Below are 21,155 nucleotides of genomic sequence, written 5' to 3'. Positions count from 1 at the left end.
GAAAGGGGAGAAGCAGAATGCTTTCCACTATCACTTCGAAGTCAAAGCTGATCTCTTTCGAAGAAGCCATCAGCAAAGTACCGAATCATGCAAACATAACGATCGGCGGGCTTATATCTGTCCTTTGTCCGGAAAAAGTAATGGCAGAGCTGGAAAAGCGTTACTTGTCCACTGGGGAACCCAGGGATTTAACTGTCATTACACCAGTGCGGATCGGCTGGAGCAAAACCCAAAGCACCGGATTGGAGCATGTGGCAAATCGCGGGATGCTCAAACGATTGATAAGCGGCAGTTTTAATGTAAAAGAAGGTCCACGGCTCACTCAGATGATCCGCGACAATGAGATTGAGGCTTATGGTTTTTCAATGGGTACCATCTTTCATTGGATCCGGGCAATGGCTGCAGGGGAATCAGGACTTGTGACGAAAGTAGGACTGCATACGTATGTCGATCCCCGCTACGACGGCGGACGCTTGAATAAGAGAACCAAAGAAAACCTTTCAAAAGTCGTTGAGATTAACGGCGAGGAGAATCTATTTTATCCTTCTCTTCCTATTGATGTAGCAATTATTCGTGGTTCAACAGCAGATGAAAGCGGAAACATCACACTAGAAAATGAACCTGTTACGTTAAGCGGATTGGAAATGGCAATGGCAGCCAAAGCAAGTGGGGGATATGTCATTGCGCAGGTGAAACAGGTGGTGCCAAACCATACACTGAATCCTCATGACGTTGCCATTCCCGGCATTCTCGTCGATGCAGTAGTGATTGATCCAGATCAAAAACAAAGCCTACTGGATGAGGACGAACCAAGCTGGACCGGTGAAGTTAAAGTTCCTCTAGAGCAAGTACATAAGCCGCTGCCTCTGAATGCTAAAAAAGTGATACTAAGGACGGCCGCGAAAGAACTGAAGCAAGGGGATATCATTAACCTTGGAGTAGGGATTCCTGTAGGTTTACCACAGTTAGCTATAGAAGAAGGCTTTTTCCATGATGTCACTTTCTCATTGGAACACGGGGCAATCGGTGGTGTCCCAATGGGTGAAGAGGTTTTCGGCGCACATATTAATCCAACGGCTATCGTAAGTTCACCTCAGGTGTTTGACTTTTACCATTGTGGAGGGCTATCAGCAACTTTACTAGGCTTTGCCCAGATCGATCGATCAGGAAATGTAAATGTCAGTATGTTTAATGGTATTTTTCGGGGATCCGGCGGTTTCATCGATATCGTCCATAAAACGAAAAAAATTATGTTCTGCGGAACGTTAACGAGCGGCGGGCTGGATGTTGCGATAAAAGAAGGAAAAGTCACTATTTTGAATGAAGGAAAACATAAAAAATTCATTCCTGAGGTTGAGCAAATAACCTTTAATGCCAAGATGGCTCTGAAAAACAAGCAGGAAGTCCTCTATTTAACTGAACGAGCAGTATTTAAATTGGAAGAACAAGGAATCACATTGATTGAATATGCACCAGGAGTTGACATTGAGCGTGATATCCTTTCACACATAGATTTTAACGTAAAAATTTCACAAAACTTAAAAGAGATGGATGCAGATATTTTCAAATAAACCAAATGAAAGAGGGTTGGGTCATTGGGAAAATGGGAAATAACAAGGACGATTACAACGGATGTTTTGGTAGTTGGCGGTGGCGGTGCAGCTGCAAGAGCTGCTTTAACTGCTTATCAGACTGGTGCCCAGGTTCGGATAGCTGTTAAATCACCGTGGCTTAAAGGTGGATCCACAGCAACAGCATTTTCGGAACTTCTTGCGATTGCTGCCGCCATTGGCCATGGAGACGAAAGAGACGAACCGGAAATTCATTATCAGGACACAATGGATGCAGGAAGAGGTTTTATTCACCCTGAATTAGTACGAACGCTGGCTGAAGACGCCCCAAAAAGGATAAATGATCTAATCGAGTTAGGGCTCAAATTTGATAAACAAAAAAATGGCAAACTTGTTCAAGGTATGAGCGATTTCGCTACGTATCCCCGGACTTGCAGGGTGAATGGTGTGACGGCAAGGCATATCCTTAACATTATTGCGAAGGAATTAAAAAAGAGTCAAGTTCCGGTTGATGAACACATGATGGTTTTTCAATTAGTAACGGATAGCGAAAAGAGAATCGTTGGAGCCATCGCATTAGATATGGAAAAAAATGAATTTGTATTCTATCAGACACCGTCTGTCATCTTAGCTACGGGAGGAGCACACCATCTTTACACTTATGGTGTGGGTACGCCGGATATGACAGGCGATGGCTATGCAATGGCGTATCAGCAGGGCATTCCCCTTGTCAATATGGAATTCGTTCAAATCGGGCCTGGGGTGATCAATCCGCCGGTGACATTACTTTCCGGACCTGTTTGGAAAACGCAGCCTATTTTATCAAATCAGAAGGGCGTTAGGTTCCTGGAGCAAAATCTCCCGCCCGGTGTACATGTAAAGGACGTTAATAACCATAAAGCCTTTCCATTCACCATATCCAATAAATCCTTCTATTTGGATACATTGATCCAAAGAGAATCCGAGGAGAATCCATCACCGAACGGTGGTGTATGGTGTGAAATGGCTCCCGGATCGGAGGCAATTGTTGAGGAGAAAATGCCGAAGACAAAACGAGTGTTAAAATCCAAAGGAATTGATGTGCATTCAGATAAATTTGAAGTCGGTCTTGTGGCACAATGTATGAACGGCGGGGCACAAATAACCACTCAAGATGGTGAAACAGACCTATTGGGTTTATTCATCGCCGGAGAAACGGCTGGAGGTTTACGTGGCCCGGATCGCCCCGGTGGCAATTCTCTCGCGGAAGGGCAAGTATTCGGCTACCGAACAGGAAAAGCAGCTGCTCTCTACTCTTTAAAGCAAGACAGTCAACTTCCTTCTCAGGAATTCTGCAGCAAGGAATTCCAATCCATCGTACAATGGGTTGAAAATAGCCAAAATGGAGCAAAGGATGTACTTGAAAGCATTGGAGAACTTCGCCGGATCATGTATCGGAATTGCCTGGTCATACGCAGTGAAGCACGCTTGAAGGAAGCATGGGATTATTTACTGCAAACCGAAAAGGATCTTGAGCATGGTAAATATGCTTTAACATTAGATACTATCAAATCGGCACTTGAGCTGCGCAATATGATTATAACGGCTAAATCCATCGTACTGGCTGCTCTCACTCGAACTGAAAGCCGCAGCTGTCATTTTCGCGAAGATTTCCCGCAAAAAGATGATGCCAATTGGAAAAGAAGTATTCGAATCAGGAAAACGGATGGAACCATGGCTGCGGAAATGTATGAGTGGCCGGAAGAACACAGCAAAATAGGAGCTAAATAGGCAATGACTGTGAATGTTTCTATTGAAAATGGGATTGCCAGGGTCATACTTGATCACCCACCGTTAAACATACTTTCCGAAAGCGTGAAAGAAGAGTTGACTGATACGTTCCGCAGCATTACACAGTCTTCTGAGGTTCGAGTTATCCTTTTCGCCGCCAAAGGGGATCATTTTTGTTGTGGCGCTAACTTGAAAGAGTTCCCGGATCGCATAGCAAACAAGTCGGCTGGTGAGGTATGGATTCGTGGACACGAGATGCTGGCAGCCATTATGAACGTGCCTCAGCCTACTATTGCCTACATCCAGGGCAATGCTTTAGGAGGAGGAGCCGAACTTGCCAGTGCATTTGATATTCGTATCTTTTCATCCACTACTCAATTCGGATATCCTGAAGTGTTACGCGGGGTTTTCCCTGGAAATGGGGGATTGGAGCGGTTAGTGTCCATGGTGGGACAAGCAAAAGCGATGGAAATGGTGCTGACCGGTAAACCCATATCCACTGATAAAGCCCTTCAGCTAGGTATTGCGTCTGAAATCGTTGAAAGTTCGAATGGGCTGGCAAAAGCTGAAGAATTTGCTCAATATTTAGCGGATTTGCCTGGTGTAGCCTTGAAAGCTATTAAAAAAGCGATCAAAATATATGCTGCTGATTCTTCTGCATTTATGGAAAAAGGCAAACAGCTTTTTTACATGCTCCACGAAACTCAGGATGTGAAGGAAGCTGTAAATGCGTTTCTTGATAAGAGAAAAGCTTCTTTTGTACACAAATAACCGTAATCTCTATAAAAAAGCATAGAAGGCTGCTGGTACCCCATTTAAAATGATCAGGAGGAAAAACTATGAATTTAGGTTTTTGTATACATCCTATTAAAAATCACCCGAGCAAAGCATTAATACAGCAGTTTGAAAACGTCGTCACTCCACATATCAGCGATAATTTAAACCGTATACACGCCATCGCTTCCGGACTCAGACCTTATCATAAAAAAGGAAAACTGACAGGGGCAGCTCTTACGGTTAAAACGAGGCCTGGAGACAATTTAATGGTACATAAGGCCATTGATTTGGCAGAACCCGGAGATGTAATTGTGGTCGATGCGGGAGGAGATCTCACTAATGCAATTATAGGAGAGATCATGCAAAAGCTAGCGATTAAAAAAGGAATTGCAGGTTTTGTTATTGATGGTGCTATTCGGGACACAGCTGCCATTGGCTCGGAAAGTTTTCCGGTATATGCGAAAGGAGTAACTCACCGAGGTCCATATAAAGATGGACCTGGGGAAATTAATGTACCGATATCCGTTGGCGGGATGGTTGTACATCCCGGCGATATCATAGTTGGTGACGAAGATGGCCTTGCAGTTGTTCCTCTTGAACATGCGGAAGAACTGTTAAAATTAATAAAGGAGCAGCAAATCCGGGAGGAGGATATCCTCCTGTCAATCGAAAACGGTACAGTTAACCGTTCATGGGTAGATCAAACACTTAAACAAAAGGGCTGTGAGCTGCTTGAGGAAAGCGAGACTTACTGGCGGATAGCCAGGTTAGAGTAAAAACAATCATCTAAAGAATAACTGGTGTTCCCTTTTAGAATGCTTAATTATAGCTTAACTCATAGGAGCGGGGGTGGTTTTTATGAATATTTGTATTTTGGATGGGTATACCTTAAATCCCGGTGACTTAAGCTGGGAACAATTAATGCAAATAGGTGAGACAGAAGTCTATGATCGGACTCCAGAGGATCTGATAATTGAAAGGGCATCAAACGCAGAGATTATTTTGACAAATAAAACACCATTAACAAGGCCCACTCTTGAGCAGCTGCCTAATCTCAAGTATATTGGGGTCCTGGCAACCGGCTTTGATGTAGTGGATACGAAGGCAGCAGCTGAACGGGGGATTGTAGTCAGCAACATTCCGGCTTATGGGACGGAATCAGTCGCACAAATGGTTTTTGCTCTGCTGCTTGAACTTTGCCATCATGTCCAACGTCATAGTGATGCCGTTATGGAAGGCCAATGGGCAAGGAATCCGGATTGGTGTTTCTGGAACTACCCGCTGGTTGAATTAGCTGGTAAAACGATGGGTATCGTCGGTTTAGGACGAATCGGGCTTCAGACCGCACGGATTGCTTCGGCTTTTGGTATGCGCATTCTGGCCTATAACACCCATCATCGCGATATTGACCTGCCCCATTTTAAATGGGCGGAGCTGCCTGATTTAATGAGGCTATCGGATGTTGTCAGCTTACATTGCCCTCTGACTGCAGAAACAGAAGGATTGATTAATACTGAAAATTTATCAATGATGAAGCCTTCTGCTTTCATTATTAATACTTCTCGCGGAAAACTAATTAACAACAAGGATTTAGCGGACGCTCTCAATGCAGGAATGATTTCTGGCGCCGGATTGGATGTTCTGGCGGTGGAGCCACCAGAAGATACCAACCCTTTGCTGCAAGCAAAAAATTGTATGATCACTCCTCATATCGCCTGGGCTACCAAAGAAGCACGGATCCGCCTATTGAATTTGGCAGTGGACAATATAAAAGCGTTTAGGACCGGAAAATCAAAGTACGTGGTAAATTCCTTGTAGACTATGGTATTTTTTATAATGATTTTTTAATTAAGTTTACTAAGCCTCTTCCATAATTAAGGAAGAGGTTTTTATTTTTCTAATGGCTTATCTTAATGTGAAAACTAAATAACAGAATCCCTCCAGAAACTATAAAGCTATTCATGTCAAAAGGATCTGATTATTAACTAAGTCTTACATAAAGAAAAGAATTTTCCATTACTTGTTGTATAATGAAGAATATAGAAGAAAATTGGAAAAATTACATCTTAGGAGGTAGAACATGCCTAAATACAATAAATTAGTCCGCGATCTTATTCCTAATATTATAGAAAAGAGCGGAAAGAACCATAAGACAAGGATCCTTTCCGATGATGAATACATAAAAGAACTTAAGAAAAAGAGCTTTGAAGAGTTAGAGGAATATATGAATGCTGCAAATAATGAAGAGGCAATAGAGGAATTAGCGGATGTATTAGAGCTGATTCATGCGCTGGCAGAGGTTCATTGTGTTCCATTTGAAAAAGTAGAGGAAGTCCGGAAGCAAAAGGCAGCCAAGCGGGGCGGTTTTAGAGAGAAGATTTTCTTAATTGAGGTTGAAGATGAGTAATATTCAGTTAATCACAAAACAGCTTGGCACCCACATCATCAGGGAGATTGAAACGGCTTCAACAATTTGCATAATGACTTCATTCACGATGAAGTCTGGAGTTAAGTTCATTAAAAATGCTCTGGAACGGGCAGTCAGCAGGAATGCTGAGATTAAAATATGTACCGGAGACTATCTTTATATTACTCAGCCGGAAGCTTTAGAAGAGCTGCTTCATATTGATGAGAGGATACAGATCCGCTTTTGGAGGAGCAATGGGATTTCCTTTCATCCTAAGGCTTATTTATTTGAGAGAGAAGATAGTGAGAGTCTTTATGTTTGTTCCTCCAACCTATCAAGATCTGCTTTGGATCATGGGGTTGAATGGAATCTATCGGTAAGTGATGAAAAGGAAATCTTCAATACAGCACTGGACCAATTTCTAAAGACCTTCCTTGCAGATGAAACGGTGCCTTTGAATGAAGAGACTCTAAAGGACTATAAACAGCGTTATGAAATATTTCATAAAGAGAACCAGCATCTCGCAAAAAAATGGTCTGATCTTGATGAATACGAATTGATGCTTCAGAGAGAAGATAAAGAAGAGCTCGAACAACCTGGGGAAATTGGTGAGACGAGGGAAGATTACGGAGAGATACAGCCCCGCTTTGCCCAGCTAGAAGCTTTGGAACAGCTGAACAGCACATTAGAGGAAGACTATAAGAAGGCGCTTGTCATTATGGCTACAGGGCTGGGGAAAACCTATCTGGCAGGGTTTTTTGCAAAGAAGTTCAAGCGAGTGCTGTTTATCGCTCACCGAGAGGAGATTCTCTATCAGGCGAGGAAATCATTCAGAAGGATCATGCCTGAAAAGAAATATGGCATCTATAACGGAAGCCTAAAGGAAGCAGATGCCGATATTATTTTTGCGTCTATTTATACACTTGGAATGCAAAGGCATATCAATCGGTTCGCTCCTGATCATTTCGACCTGATTATAGTGGACGAATTCCATCATGCCGCTGCTGACACGTATAGGCGGGCTCTCAATTATTTCAAACCGAAATTCCTATTGGGGATAACAGCCACACCGGATCGCAATGATAACAAAGATGTGTACGCCATCTGCGACGGAAATGTAGCCTACCGGCTGGACTTCCTGGAAGCAATCGAACGAAAATGGCTGTCTCCTTTTAAATATTTCGGAGTATATGATGATACTGACTACAGCCAGATTACCTGGCTCGGAAATCGCTATGATGAGCAGGAGCTCCTGCAGGTTCAGCTAAGGGATGAAATGGCGGATAAAATCCTAAATGCATGGAACGAAAACAGACAGACCCGGACAATAGGCTTTTGTTCCTCAATCAGGCAGGCCAACTTTTTATCAAGCTACTTTAATAAGCAGGGATATAAAACAGTCAGCCTTCACTCGAAACAGCTGGGTGTTGGACGTAAAGAGGCCATTGATAAGCTGTCTAAGGGAGAAATAGACTTAATCTTTACCGTGGACCTGTTTAATGAAGGAGTCGATATTCCTACTGTCGATACCCTTTTATTCGTCCGGCCGACCGAATCATTGACCGTTTTCACACAGCAGATAGGCCGCGGCCTGCGTCTTGCTGAAGGCAAGGAGTATTGTATCATTATTGACCTGATTGGGAACTATCGCAATGCGGATATTAAGCTCAGCCTATTTAACAAGGATCCTGAACCAAAGGGAAAGGCTAAAAAGATCCAGCCGGTTGTACCTGAAATGTGTGAAATAGACTTGGATGTAAAGGTTATTAATCTTTTAGAAGAAATGAACAGGAAGAGGCAGCCAAGGAAGGACAAGCTGTATTCCGATTACATGAAGGTGAAGCAGGAGCTTGGTAGAAGGCCGAGTTATGTGGAGCTTCATTTATTTGGTGCTTCCGACTCCAGGCAGTACTCAATTGAATTTAACTCCTACTTTGGGTTCCTAGAATGGGCAGGGGAACTGTCAGCTACAGAATCGGGCCTATTTTTCCGATATATAGACTGGCTGAAGGATGTAGAGAAAACAGATATGAAAAAAAGTTACAAAATGGTTTTACTTCTAGCCATGCTGGAGAGGGGTGTTGATAACTGGTTTAAGCCCTTTACTCCAGAAGAGGCTGCCCCTTTCTTCCACAGATACTTAACAGAGGCAGAATATAGAAAGCAGAAGGACTTCTCGGATAAAGGTACCTTTAAGCTATGGGAGTATGATCAAAAGGGAGTCAGCAGCTTGATTGCTAGAATGCCGATGAGTAAATGGAGTGGAAATGCGACTAGTCAAACAGCCTTAAATGATCATGGATTTAGTCTGAAGTTTGACGTAATGCCTGAAGATCAGGACACACTGTATGGAATGACTAAGGAGATATGTGAGTATAGACTACACTATTATTTTGCACGACAAGCTAATAATTAGAACATTACAGTTTAGTTAAATTAATATTTTATGTGTTATATATATATAACTCCTTTATATGGAAATTAAAGAAAAGGGGATTTTTTGTGAAATTTAACCTGTCTCATTTTGAAAATCAAACTGTTGAGGAAATACATAATGGGCTTAATAAAGCTGGAAAAATAATAAATATTGAACTAAATATGAGTTCTATTGGTACTGCAAATTCTTATTTAGATATAGTAGATGATTATCTAACCGCCTCCTTTATTGGGGAGTTATTGTGTAAAGTAAGCAAGGAAATAGATTATCAAGAAAATTACTTTGAATACGGACTTCCTTATAAGTCAATGATTTTTCAAATAAGACCAAGAAATTTATTATCTTTAGCAGAAGAAATATATTTTATAACCCAAGCATCTGATCTTTTCTACGACCAACGTTATAAACACGAACTTGAAATTTTAGAGGGGAAAGAAACTATTAAGTTCCCCAAGATTGCTGATAGTTTCTTAGCGAATTATATTGGTGGTTGCTATTTTGAGTTAGAAAATGAGGATGTTATAGCGGAGATTAGTCGTTTTCCTGAAAGAAAGTATGGATACTGGCGATCACTGTTTAGCAATAGCATCGGCTTCGATATTTATATTTCAGTGAATAACGGTTGGATAGTCCCCAACGAGGTTAATTTGAAGGATGTATTGGAATTTTACCTCGATATAAAAGAACTTGAACTGCAAAATGCAGCTCTTTTAATGTTCAGAACACAAAAGGTATTAATTAGTTCGGGTTACCTTGTTGGAATGCCAGAAGGTTTATTAAATGCTCAAAAATGTGCATCGATAATTAATAAAAATGAAAAAAATAATTTACTTGATTTTAATTACTTGCACGATACTACTATTATAGAGTCCTTTATATCTAGTTCAGGAAATATAGTTGTTTTTCAAGATGAAAAATATAGTTATATATTTTTTTACCCTGAAAAATTACTATCTAGTGATATATCGCATCTTAGGCAAAATATTTCCATTACAATTAATTCAATTGACTTGGTAGAGGGGATAAATAGTGATATAAGTTGTGATTGGTCAAAACTTGATGATGATACCTTTGAAACACTTTGTTATGACGTTTTATATTATAATGAAAGATTCGATTCAAAAACTATTAGAAAAATGGGTAAATCACGCTCTAGAGATGGAGGCAGGGATATTGTGGTTTGGACTAAAGCCTTACCAGGAGAAAGGCCAAAGAAATATATTTTTCAATGTAAATTGTATAAACCTGGTTCATCTTTAACAGCTTCAAAAGTAATAGGTATATCAGATATAATTCACCAGTATAATGCGGATGGATATGGAGTTATGACATCGGTAGTCATTGACTCTACGCTTTATGATACGCTCGATGGTATTTCGGAGACAATGACAAAGCGAGGATTAAAATTAGAAACTGACAATTGGTCGTTTTTAGAATTAGAAAGGTTCTTAGCAATGCATCCCATGATAAAGGTAAGATATTTTTAATAGGGTTAAATAAAGGATGGAGCTGCATTAAGGGTATGAAGTCCAAGAAATTGAGCTGGAAACACAGTTCAGGTGTGCTGGGGCAGTTGGATATATATTGTATGGAGAATGTATTGCCGAAATACAGGGGCTTAATAAGTATGGTTTATTTGTCTGTCATGTTCTTGTACTCAATAATAAATAGTAAGATCATAGTAAAATAGAAATACATTTGTATACCTACCATCTAGTAGGTATACATCAAAAACGGCACTCTTTATAGAGTGCCCAAAATTATTCCCTAAATAGTTCGACTACTTTATTAACATAAGTAAAATAAAATTTAAACCTATTAGATAATTTATCTGTTATAGTTATAAATTTTATTGATATGTTAATAATCCAAGTCATTTCTTAATTTTAGTACGACTCATTTTAAAAATACATTCTTTCTTCGTAATGACCTTTTCATAAACTTTTTCGAGTAAAAGGCATAAGAATAGGGAGATGATGCTATAATATTGTTTCTTTTTAGATGATAATCTTTAGCTATTTTACTAATGTCGAAAACTACTCCTCCTAAACCAATAGCAGCTCCTATTATTAAATTTCCAGAAAGGGCTGAAACTATTGTACCTCCCCCAATCCCAGATATTAGTTTTTTACTTGGTTGTATTAAAGCTGTCAGTGAATAATCTTCCTGATTATCAATTGTACTTAATATTTCTATATTTTCTCTTAGTACACATCTAAATTTAAGTAGTTCCTGCTCTCTTTTTGTTTTAAATCTAATTATATCAAGGATTGGAACATCAACAGATGGTGAAGGTAGACTATCTATCATCTTTAATTCTCCAATTTCTTCCATTGATAATCTGTTATTCTTAAAAGTCTTATTTTGATGATAAACACTGTTTGTTGTTGGGATGTAAGAATAATGTTCTCCCATGTGTTTAGCTAGCAACCCCATGTATACATCACCCACAATTTTGGGTGTCTGATTCCAGCTATCAAGTTCTAGGTCGAAAAACTCTTTTTTTTGGAACAGTTTCTTTAATTCATATGTAAACTTAGAATCATGAACTAGGAATTTTTCTGTATTTTTCTTTTGAGTTAGCAAATTACTAAAAAATTCAGAATTAAAATATTCTGTTACTTCATTCTCGAAATTAGTTAGACAATCTTCATTATTACTCAAAAACTCTTCTGGAGAAAATGGGATATATTCATTACAACCTTTTAAAATATCAATATCGCCATTTAAGTTGCCCTGTAATTTTTCAGGGACAATGGATGCTATCTTATTTGAATATAAAAGTACCCTTCTTAACCAAGCATCATTAGGTAATGATATAGACGGATAATACAAATAATTAAAATTCATATATTTACCTCCTCCTTTTTAATAGTATAAATCAATTATATGAAAATAGTTGGAATCTTTTTCTTGCAAATGTATATCCATAGAGCCTGCCAATACTGTAGTAAAATATCTCTTGTACAACCAAATTTATCATTCCTCAAAGGTGTTTTTTATTTAATAGCACCTAGTAATTCTCTACCTATGATTAGTTTGAAGCGAGAAGATTTCCGAGAGGGAAGACCACGAAAGCATACGGAGCAAATATGCTTTCTACAAAGTTTCTTAAGCGCAGTAAGCTGCAACATCCTAAACACATAGGGGTCGTATCGGTATGTTCCTAGTGATGGACACAGAATGACGAGGATTTCGAATGCATGGAAGTGAACATATAGGATATACCACACTCCCGTCTAAACTTAATAAAACGGATAACTATAAGTTAAATAAGGTGTAGGAGGAGTAACAGCAACAGGCGAACTGATGATGGTTCGCTATTTCGCTTTCCAGTAATAATTTAATATTGGTCTAACCCTATCACGAACAAAGCCCCACCTGTAAAAATAAGGAAAGTAGGGGGGGACAATAATCGTTGTTATGGATTTAATTGAGGGTCTGAACACAAATGCAATTCATATGCTTTTGATAAGGAGCAGATGCATTTGCTGTAGTCATTAGTAAAAAACAAATGGTATTAAATATACTCAAGAGACAAGTTTAAGAATTGGGTAAATTGAAATACACAATTGGTGCGACGATTGCGTAAGCCAATCTGGATGGCGGTGTTTATAGCTTGTAACAGAACTAACTTTCCGAAAGAAGAACTAGGGAAGACGCAAAAATAGACGGCGCCAGTAGATCAGTTTTGTAAATCTCTTCTAAACTTATTGAAAAGACGACTTCTAGCGTACTTTGATAGGCCAAATGCAAGTGAAAGTTAGTTGAATACGCTTCTATAGTCCTTTAGGGTGGAAAAAGCATTATTTCTATTCATGTTTGGAATATAGAAATTTAATTAAGAGCTGTACCTACCAGGTATTTGATGTCCTGCTTTCGGATTAAAAACCATTTTTGGTTTATTATTCAAAGGGACATAATGTTACTTTAGTATGATAAAAAGCTGAATAATAGGAAGCAGCAGCTCTTCAATTTGTTAAGCGGTACTTCTATATATGTTTAAATTATTAGCGGGGGAGCGAAAAAAGCCGAAAATTTCTCGTGAATTAGAATTTCTTAGTATAATTTTTCTTTTAGTTTTCTTAATTTTTTTTTGACGATGATTATATGTGTTTCCCATGTATTCCGTTTCTATTAGGAAGAGTCGCACAGAATTCACTAGTACAACAGTTTACTTGTTCATAGTATACTTGAAGTTAAGACTTACAAGTGTTAGCTTATTTTTCATTTTGGAAAATTTGATTTTATAAGAATAGATTAAAAGTGGATATATAAAAGGGATGGCAATGTTATGGAAGATTTAATTTTAACTCCTTATGCACCAAATTTAGTAGAGTCGACACGATCAATTGGCTACTCTTTTGAAACGGCAATGGCAGATATTATTGACAATTCAATCAGTAATTTTGCAAAGCGCGTCGACGTGAAATTTTCAAATTCTAAAGTTCCATATGTCGTTGTAATTGATAACGGAATAGGAATGGGAAATATTGAACTTGAAAAAGCAATGCGATATGGAAGTAGCAGTTCTTTAGATGAACGTGGAGAAAACGATTTGGGACGATTCGGTTTAGGTTTAAAAATGGCATCTATGTCGCAATGTAGGAAACTGACCGTAATTTCAAAACAACGAGGAAAACTTTCAGCTGCGTGTTGGGATTTAGACCATATTCACAAAACAAAAAATTGGTCTCTGATAAGATATACAGAAGAACAAATAGCTAATCTTAGATTTTCATCTGAATTAGAAAACTATAAGTCAGGAACAGTGATTGTATGGGAAAAAATAGATAGAATTTCGGAATCTCCTAAGGAATTTGATAGAGAGTTCAATGAAAAGTTAAATTTCGCAGATAAACACATGGCGCTAGTTTTTCATAGATTCTTAGAGAATAAAATATCCAAACAATATTTTGAACTTTTTTTCAATAATAGAAAAGTTGAACCAATTGATCCATATATGTTGTCTAATCGAGCTACACAGCGACTTGAAGAAGAAACTTTATTTATAGATAAGATACCGATAAAAATTACTCCATATATTACTCCTTTCGTCAGTAAGTTATCAACAGAAGAAAGACAATTACTAAACGAATATAGAGAGTTGAATTTAAAACAGGGGCTATATATTTATCGGAATAATCGACTAATTGTTTGGGGAAAATGGTTCCGCTTATTAAGTGACGGGGAACTTAAACGTCTTGCGAAAGTACGTATTGATCTTCCGAACAATATTGATACGCATTGGACAATAGACGTAAAAAAATCATCTGCTCAAATCCCCAGTATGATTAAAGAACAACTTAAGCAAATCGTTCTTCGTGTCGTTGGTAAGAGTGAACGAGTTTATAGATATCGAGGTAGAAAAGTTGTCCATGATAGTTACCAACACATCTGGAACAAGATTGAGAATCGGGAAAAAATGCAATACTTGGTGAATCGTGACATACCAATTTTTAAAGTTTTGCAAGAATCTTTAAATGATGAGCAGTTCAAACTTTTAGACGGTTTTGTTAAGAGTATTGAAGATAGCTTTCCGTATTCAGCTGTCTATTATGACTTAGCCCAGGACGAACAGTTTGAGGATAAGATACTTGAAGTCGAACAAGTTTACCAAGTAGCCAAAAATACGATTGACGGATTAGCTAGAAATAAGGATGAGCAAATTAAGCATTTAAAAAGTTTGTCTTCAATTGATATGTTCCAGAAGTACCCGGAAGTTATTCGAATGCTGGAAAAGGAGTTTCAAAATAATGGGTAAAGAAATCATTGCAATAATAGAAGATCTTGCAAGTATTATGTTGCCGAAAGAGAATCTAGAAGATATTACAGAAAAACAAATTAAGCAAACTGTAAAGGCAATTATTCCAATGGCTCAAATGAAATTTGGTGGAATCAACATAAATCAAGACGATATTGATACTGCTATTGTAAATCTAGAGGAAAGATACGCTATTACTATGGATACTGGGACACTCCTTAAAGAGGACAATTATAAGAAATGGTATTATAATTCCAAAGCCGATCGAGGAACTGAATATTGGGATAGATATAGTCGATATCTTCTAAATGATGTGAACTTGCCACAAATTGTTATTAACAAAATTGATGAAGCTTCGGAAGATACTATGGATGTTCTTGGTGATCCGTTGTCAGAAACAGGATTTCAACGTAAGGGGCTCATTATTGGCTCTGTTCAGTCTGGGAAAACTTCGAATTATACAGCCTTAATAAATAAGGCAGCTGATAGTGGATACAAAGTAATTATTTTGTTGACTGGTACGATCGAGAAGCTGCGAAAACAAACACAAGGACGTATTGATGAAGGTTTTGTTGGAAGGGACAGTCGAAATTTAGTCAAATTCTTGAATAAGAGAAACTCTTTTCTTGGTGCTGGAAAATACAACACGAAAATCAATGTGGCATCCTTCACTACCACCGAGAAAGATTTTGACCTAAAAGGTCTAAATATGAGACTGTCATCTGTAGCTGATCCGGTAATTTTTGTAATTAAGAAGAACAAGTCAATTTTAGAAAAGCTTCATTCTTGGCTGAAAGAAAAAAATACAGACCAATCAACAGGTATTATCGATTTTCCACTTTTGTTAATAGATGATGAGGCAGACAACGCTTCAGTAAATACTAACAATCCTGATAAAGATCCGACAGCAATTAACAATGGAATTCGTAATTTGTTGAAATTGTTTAGAAAATATAGTTATGTGGGCTTTACAGCAACGCCTTTTGCAAATATTTTTATTGATCCTCAATTAGAGGTCGAAACAAAAAATGATCTATTTCCAAAAGATTTTATTTACTTACTAGAGCAACCTTCAAATTATGTTGGTCCAATGGAAATGTATAGTGAGAATGGGCAATACCATTACATGATTCGCCATAACGATGATATGGAAAATATCTTGGATTTAAAACACAAAAATGGTACTAAAATTTCAACACTTCCTGAATCTCTTAAGACATCTATACTGTTGTTTTTACTCGCCAATGCTGTTCGGGATTTACGTGGTCAACAAAAGAAACATCGATCTATGCTAATTCATGTATCAAGATTTATTAGCGTTCAAAAAGTTGTTCAAGAACAGGTGAAAAATTACTTTAAATTCGCAAAAGAACAGATTAAAAACTATGCGCTTTCTGAATCTGAGGAGCCTTTCATAAAAGAATTACACGACCTTTTTGATAAGGAGTTTGGTAAAGAGAAATATGCTATTTACGGAGAAGAGTCTTTTAATAAAAAAGAAATTGAAGAGCATTGGGATGATGTAAAACAAGTACTTTATAAGGCTATTAGTCCAATTCAAGTTCATACAGTAAATAGTGGGTCAGCATCTCAAAGATTGAATTATGATGAGTATGAAGACGGTTTACGCTTAATTGCAATTGGAGGCCTGAGCCTTGCACGTGGACTTACACTTGAAGGGTTAACAATAAGTTATTTCTATAGAAATACAAAAATGTATGATACGCTAATGCAAATGGGACGATGGTTTGGATATCGTGACGGATATTCCGATTTGTGCAGACTTTGGACATCAAGTGAGTCTGCTGGATGGTATGAACATATCGCCGTAGCTACTGAAGAATTACGAAATGAAATTAAACGGATGTCTAGAGAAAATAAACGTCCAATAGATTTTGGGCTACGTGTACGTTCTGCTGAAGATACTCCATTAATTGTAACTGCAAGAAATAAAATGAGGCATTCCGAACAAATCAAACTTGTACGACAATTGAATGGCCGAATGATCGAGACAGCGATTCTTCCCTCGAAGAAAGACGAAATAGAAGCTAATAACAATGTGATTGAGCGTTGGTTAGTGAATAACAAAAAATATTTTGTAAAAGATGTTTACAAACTGGGTCGTCAGAAACCAACATTTAAAGATGTTCCGAAAGAAGCAATAATTGAGCTGCTGACATTTGTAGAATATCCATACATGAATGAATTTTCTAAAGATAGTATTTTTGTTGGTGAGGTTAAGAAGAGTGCATCAAAAATATTTAATAAATGGGACGTTGTTGTTGCAACTAATAACGCTAAAAATGATGAAGAACCTGTAGTTTTTGGAGAAATTCCAATTTATCCAATTTCACGTGGGTTTGATTTCTTCGGTACGGGGCACTATGTCAGAATTTCTAAATCTAAGAAAAGGTTAGGTTCCAGAGATTACGCTTTGACAGGACTCGAAAAAGAGCAAATGGAATTAATCGAAAATAGTGTAGATGATCTTTTGAAAGGCCAAAAAAACAGGAAAGGCGGTCAAAAAGCTCCAACTCAAAATATGTACTTTAATACAGGAATTCCACGCAACCCACTTATAGTTATTTACCCTGTAAAGTTAATAAAGAACTCAAAAGGCGTTGATACTGAAGTTGAAGGATATGTTGATTCGTTGAAACAACTAATTACGGGTATAAGTATAGGTATCCCCGATATTGAAGGCGTACAATCCGTAACCTATGAGTATGTGGTAAACAAGGTCTATCAAATGGAACTTATAGAAGGTAGCTCTAGTCAGCACGATTGGGATGAGGAATATGACGAAGATGATGTTGATGCATTAGATGATTAGCGAGGAGCTTGAACATGATTGCCGAAGAAAATAAATATAAGCGAATTCCAAAAACTGATAAATTCGGCATTTATCTAGGATTGGACAATAAAGGTAGGACAAGTATGTTTGTTAAGCTATCGAAAAAGCCTAAGTTTAATAATAGTAGCAAGTATCTCATTTATGAATATAACAAAAGACAGGACGGGTTGTGGGCGTTGACAGTCTCGATTGCTGAACAACGGTATCTTGGAGTTTTTAATAAGCTTGTTTTTGATTTGGTTGATACTGTCCGTGACGCAAGTATATCGGTAGTTGCCGAAAGGATGTTTATACAGCGTTTTGTTGAATGGAAAACACTGTTTGAACAAGGTATAAAGTCAAGCCTCGATTTTAGCAAAGCAGTGGGATTAGCAGGCGAGTTATATTTTATAAGTGAATTCATGGTTGAAAAATATGGTATAATAGATAGTTTGAATTCCTGGTGTGGTCCATTAGGGGCTGATAAGGATTTTAAAATAAATAATACTTGGTTTGAGGTAAAGACAAAATCTTTAAACAAAGATACAATTCATTTAAACAGTAAGTCGCAACTTGTTTCTAATAGTATTGGATATTTGACCATCGTATCATACGAAAAAAGCAGTTTAGCAAATTCGAAGTCCACTAACTTGTTCGACTTGTATCAAAAAATTAGTAGTTTTATTCAAACACAGAGCTTGCAAGCAGAGTTCGACAGGAAATTAGCTAATCTAAATTTTGTCCCGGATGAAAAGTATAAGGAAATAAACCTGGAGTTCCATGAAATTGTGTTCTATGAAGTAAACGGAAGCTTCCCTCAAATATCCAATGTTGAATTGGGTAAGGCAATAACGAATATTGAATATGATCTTTACTTGCCTGAATTAAAGCAATTTAAAGTTGAGGTATAACTAATGGATTCATATAGAGAGGAATTAGTAAACGAACTGAAAGTCCAAGCTGTATCTGATAATATGTCGGATCGTGAGTCGTTTTTTCAATTATATTGTGAGAAGCTTGAACAGTCTGAAATCATAGAGGATTTCCACTATCTTCATTTTAAAGGTAGAGGCAGTCGCAACCGATCAATTCAGATTGATGGATATGTATACAGTGAGTTAGATAGTAAATTGACACTCTTCATTATTCCTTCTTTGGCATACTATGAAGATAAGATATTAACAATGACTGATGCCGATTCATTATTTAATCGCGCCAAATATTTTTATTTTGATGTAGAAAAAATTATTTCAAAAGCAGAAGAAAGCTCAGAAGGTTATGGTTTGGCTTATGATATCTTGAACAAGAAAATTGAGATTGATGTTCTTGAAATTATCATATTAACAGATTATTTGAAATCAAATACAATTAACATTATTGACAGCACACTTGAAAATAGCGTCCGGGTAAATTACTCAATTTTTGATATTTCCCGAATGAAATTAATTGATGAGTCAGCAAATGGTAAAGAACCATTAATAATTGATCTTTGGGAGGATTTTCAAGCGGAGGGGATTCCGGTACTTCCAGCGTCTAAAACTGATGATTACCAAGCATATCTGTGTAATATTCCTGGAGAACTATTGGCTAGAATGTATAATAAGTATCAGTCAAGGTTGCTTGAAGGAAATGTTCGTTCATTCTTACAATCCAAAGGAAAAGTTAATAAAGGTATTAGGAATACAATTTTAAATAATCCCCAAATGTTCTTTGCATTTAATAATGGTATTGCTGCAACCGCAGAAAAAATTGAAATTTCGGAAGGACCAGATGGGAAAGTAATTACAGGTTTTAAATCATTACAGATTGTAAATGGTGGACAAACAACAGCTTCTCTTGCAAATGCATGGGAAAATGATATAAAACTGAATTCTCGTAATCAAATAAAGAGGATTTTCGTTCCAATGAAAGTCTCGGTTGTCTCCCAAAAATCATCAGAAGAATTGATACCAAATATTTCAAGGTTTGCAAACAGCCAGAATAAAGTAAGTGACGCTGACCTAGCATCTAACCATCCATTCCATAGAAAAGTTGAAGAGCTTTCAAGAAGGATCCATGCGCCAGCGGTTGGGGGAGCTCAATTCGGGAAGTTCTGGTATTATGAACGTGCTAATGGACAATACAGACAAGAAGTATATAAATCAACAGCTTCCTTTAAAAGGAATTTTGAATCGCGATATCCAAAAAGTCAAATGTTTAAAAAGGTTGATCTAGCAAAATACTATAACATATATCTTCAAACACCTCATATAGCAAGTGCTGGATCTCAAAAGAGTTTTAACAAGTTTAGTGAATGGATGATTAAACAGTGGGATAAGAATTCTGAATTTGTAAACGATGAATTCTATCGTAAAGTAATTGCATTAGCTATTCTGTTCAAAAAAGCAGATAATATTGTGCGGAATCAAGAGTGGTATGATAGCTATAAAGCAAACATTATTGCTTATACACTCTCAGTAATCATTCACAAAGTTGAAAAAGACTTCCCTGAATCAACAATTGATTTCCAGCAAATTTGGAAAGATCAAGATTTATCTAATGGATGGATAAAACAAATTCAAAAAGTGTCATATATAATGTATCAACACTTGGTTCGTGAGGATCGTACAGTTGAAAATGTTACGGAATGGGCAAAACGTGAGATATCCTGGACGATGGCAAAAGAAATAGATTTTGAATATGAAAAAGAATTTATTGTTCAGTTGGTTAATAAAAAATATGTAATGACACAAGAATACAGTGCTATTAAGGAGCAAAAAAAAGCTAATGAGATAAATGCTTTACTTCAAGTTTACGAATATGGTTCTGCTTTTTGGAAGGAAGTATACAATTGGGGCGTTCAAGAAAAAATTTGGAATATACAGGATGTCAGCTTCTTAAAACTAGCTATGGGAATTGACGATGGAAAAGTACCATCGGATAAACAAGCGGCAAAGATTTTGCAGCTACTTGAAAAAGCAAGAATGGAAAGTTTTTCTAAATAGGAAGATGGGATGATGGATAAGTCATCCCTTTTATATGTGATATGACATGAAAATCCTCTAAGCTTAAATGAAACCACATTATAGTGTTCAAAGAAACGATTATTTATCTCATACACTTCCATAAAGGTTTGTTTCAAAACATATACTGCCATACACAATTACGAGTAAGCTTTAGAAATTGCGTATGGCTCTTGATATAGAAATGGTGATACATCATAATAATAATTTTAGAGGAAGATAGGTAAATATCAGAAAAAGACATAGCAGAAGGCCATTCTAATCAAGCAGTATTACTTCAAAGTGATCTCTTCTAGATAACTCACTTATCAAAGTAATATCAAATTCGTCTTCAATTTCTTTATTTACATATATAATGTCAATTTCAGTTAGTGAGGAATTCAACAGTTCCATTAATTCATTGCTACTGCCAGGTAAATCAATATATACACCTCTGATGACATGAGGTGTCTGCAACTGTTCTATCAGAGCATTGACACGGGGAACTGCCTGTTTGGTACTTTCGTTGTCGTCCAATTTATAGTAAATTACTGCATTTGCCACTTGTTTAACCTCCCCTGTTAGAGGTATTGTATAAAAGTAACTTTAATATTC

Annotated in this window: 14 protein-coding genes; 12 read left to right on the top strand and 2 right to left on the bottom strand. The window is 37.3% G+C overall.

Annotation, left to right across the window (positions count from 1 at the left end):
* Positions 1-17: 17 nt before the first annotated feature.
* The 8 genes from H539_RS0100600 (at position 18) to H539_RS0100565 (ending at position 10,449) form a co-directional block, all read left to right on the top strand.
* Positions 18-1,571, top strand: coding sequence for an acyl CoA:acetate/3-ketoacid CoA transferase (locus H539_RS0100600; RefSeq protein ID WP_026691896.1), 1,554 nt, complete (start codon positions 18-20; stop codon positions 1,569-1,571).
* Between the two features lie 24 nt (positions 1,572-1,595).
* Positions 1,596-3,341: an FAD-binding protein gene (locus tag H539_RS0100595; protein ID WP_026691895.1), complete on the top strand. Its 1,746-nt coding sequence runs from the start codon at positions 1,596-1,598 to the stop codon at positions 3,339-3,341.
* Between the two features lie 3 nt (positions 3,342-3,344).
* A complete protein-coding gene (locus H539_RS0100590; protein ID WP_026691894.1) occupies positions 3,345-4,112 on the top strand; it encodes an enoyl-CoA hydratase/isomerase family protein in 768 nt (255 codons plus the stop codon).
* A gap of 68 nt (positions 4,113-4,180) precedes the next feature.
* Positions 4,181-4,894, top strand: coding sequence for an RraA family protein (locus H539_RS27420; protein WP_051348376.1), 714 nt, complete (start codon positions 4,181-4,183; stop codon positions 4,892-4,894).
* Positions 4,895-4,976: 82 nt separating this feature from the next.
* Entirely contained in the window at positions 4,977-5,936 is a 960-nt protein-coding gene (locus H539_RS0100580) for a D-2-hydroxyacid dehydrogenase (protein WP_026691893.1), read from the top strand.
* A gap of 262 nt (positions 5,937-6,198) precedes the next feature.
* A complete protein-coding gene (locus H539_RS0100575; RefSeq protein ID WP_026691892.1) occupies positions 6,199-6,525 on the top strand; it encodes a nucleoside triphosphate pyrophosphohydrolase in 327 nt (108 codons plus the stop codon).
* Entirely contained in the window at positions 6,518-8,941 is a 2,424-nt protein-coding gene (locus H539_RS0100570; protein ID WP_026691891.1) for a DEAD/DEAH box helicase family protein, read from the top strand. The genes H539_RS0100575 and H539_RS0100570 overlap by 8 nt, the downstream gene beginning before the upstream one ends.
* Positions 8,942-9,027: 86 nt before the next feature.
* Complete coding sequence (locus H539_RS0100565) at positions 9,028-10,449, top strand: restriction endonuclease (RefSeq protein WP_026691890.1); 1,422 nt, start codon at positions 9,028-9,030, stop codon at positions 10,447-10,449.
* 409 nt (positions 10,450-10,858) lie between these two features.
* Here the strand turns inward: H539_RS0100565 and H539_RS0100560 are convergent, their stop codons facing one another.
* On the bottom strand, positions 10,859-11,812 hold the full coding sequence (locus tag H539_RS0100560; protein ID WP_026691889.1) for a DUF6236 family protein: 954 nt from the start codon (positions 11,810-11,812) through the stop codon (positions 10,859-10,861).
* A 1,444-nt stretch (positions 11,813-13,256) separates the two neighbouring features.
* Here H539_RS0100560 and H539_RS0100555 point away from each other — a divergent pair.
* Genes H539_RS0100555 through H539_RS0100540 form a run of 4 tightly spaced genes read left to right on the top strand, consistent with a single transcriptional unit; the run spans position 13,257 to position 20,543 of the window.
* Positions 13,257-14,726, top strand: a complete 1,470-nt coding sequence (locus H539_RS0100555; RefSeq protein ID WP_026691888.1) for an ATP-binding protein — start codon at positions 13,257-13,259, stop codon at positions 14,724-14,726.
* Positions 14,719-17,559, top strand: a complete 2,841-nt coding sequence (locus H539_RS0100550) for a Z1 domain-containing protein (RefSeq protein ID WP_026691887.1) — start codon at positions 14,719-14,721, stop codon at positions 17,557-17,559. Before H539_RS0100555 ends, H539_RS0100550 begins: the two co-directional genes overlap by 8 nt.
* A 14-nt stretch (positions 17,560-17,573) precedes the next feature.
* Entirely contained in the window at positions 17,574-18,470 is an 897-nt protein-coding gene (locus tag H539_RS0100545) for a PD-(D/E)XK motif protein (RefSeq protein WP_026691886.1), read from the top strand.
* A gap of 3 nt (positions 18,471-18,473) precedes the next feature.
* Positions 18,474-20,543: an AIPR family protein gene (locus H539_RS0100540; protein WP_026691885.1), complete on the top strand. Its 2,070-nt coding sequence runs from the start codon at positions 18,474-18,476 to the stop codon at positions 20,541-20,543.
* A gap of 276 nt (positions 20,544-20,819) precedes the next feature.
* On the opposite strand, the gene H539_RS0100535 is transcribed toward H539_RS0100540, so the two are convergent.
* Entirely contained in the window at positions 20,820-21,104 is a 285-nt protein-coding gene (locus tag H539_RS0100535) for a hypothetical protein (RefSeq protein WP_026691884.1), read from the bottom strand.
* Between the last annotated feature and the right edge of the window lie 51 nt (positions 21,105-21,155).

The organism is Peribacillus kribbensis DSM 17871, from assembly GCF_000430765.1.
Taxonomy (GTDB): Bacteria; Bacillota; Bacilli; order Bacillales; family DSM-1321; genus Paraperibacillus; species Paraperibacillus kribbensis.
The sequence above is the reverse complement of the archived record's forward strand: the minus strand, read 5'-3'. Positions and strand labels throughout refer to the sequence as shown.

What these genes read in the sequence shown, in the direction of transcription:
- H539_RS0100600 (WP_026691896.1), top strand. Translation starts at nt 18, where the DNA reads ATGCTTTCCACTATCACTTCGAAGTCAAAGCTGATCTCTTTCGAAGAA.
- H539_RS0100590 (WP_026691894.1), top strand. Translation starts at nt 3,345, where the DNA reads ATGACTGTGAATGTTTCTATTGAAAATGGGATTGCCAGGGTCATACTT.
- H539_RS27420 (WP_051348376.1), top strand. Translation starts at nt 4,181, where the DNA reads ATGAATTTAGGTTTTTGTATACATCCTATTAAAAATCACCCGAGCAAA.
- H539_RS0100580 (WP_026691893.1), top strand. Translation starts at nt 4,977, where the DNA reads ATGAATATTTGTATTTTGGATGGGTATACCTTAAATCCCGGTGACTTA.
- H539_RS0100575 (WP_026691892.1), top strand. Translation starts at nt 6,199, where the DNA reads ATGCCTAAATACAATAAATTAGTCCGCGATCTTATTCCTAATATTATA.
- H539_RS0100570 (WP_026691891.1), top strand. Translation starts at nt 6,518, where the DNA reads ATGAGTAATATTCAGTTAATCACAAAACAGCTTGGCACCCACATCATC.
- H539_RS0100560 (WP_026691889.1), bottom strand. Translation starts at nt 11,812, where the DNA reads ATGAATTTTAATTATTTGTATTATCCGTCTATATCATTACCTAATGAT.
- H539_RS0100555 (WP_026691888.1), top strand. Translation starts at nt 13,257, where the DNA reads ATGGAAGATTTAATTTTAACTCCTTATGCACCAAATTTAGTAGAGTCG.
- H539_RS0100550 (WP_026691887.1), top strand. Translation starts at nt 14,719, where the DNA reads ATGGGTAAAGAAATCATTGCAATAATAGAAGATCTTGCAAGTATTATG.
- H539_RS0100545 (WP_026691886.1), top strand. Translation starts at nt 17,574, where the DNA reads ATGATTGCCGAAGAAAATAAATATAAGCGAATTCCAAAAACTGATAAA.
- H539_RS0100540 (WP_026691885.1), top strand. Translation starts at nt 18,474, where the DNA reads ATGGATTCATATAGAGAGGAATTAGTAAACGAACTGAAAGTCCAAGCT.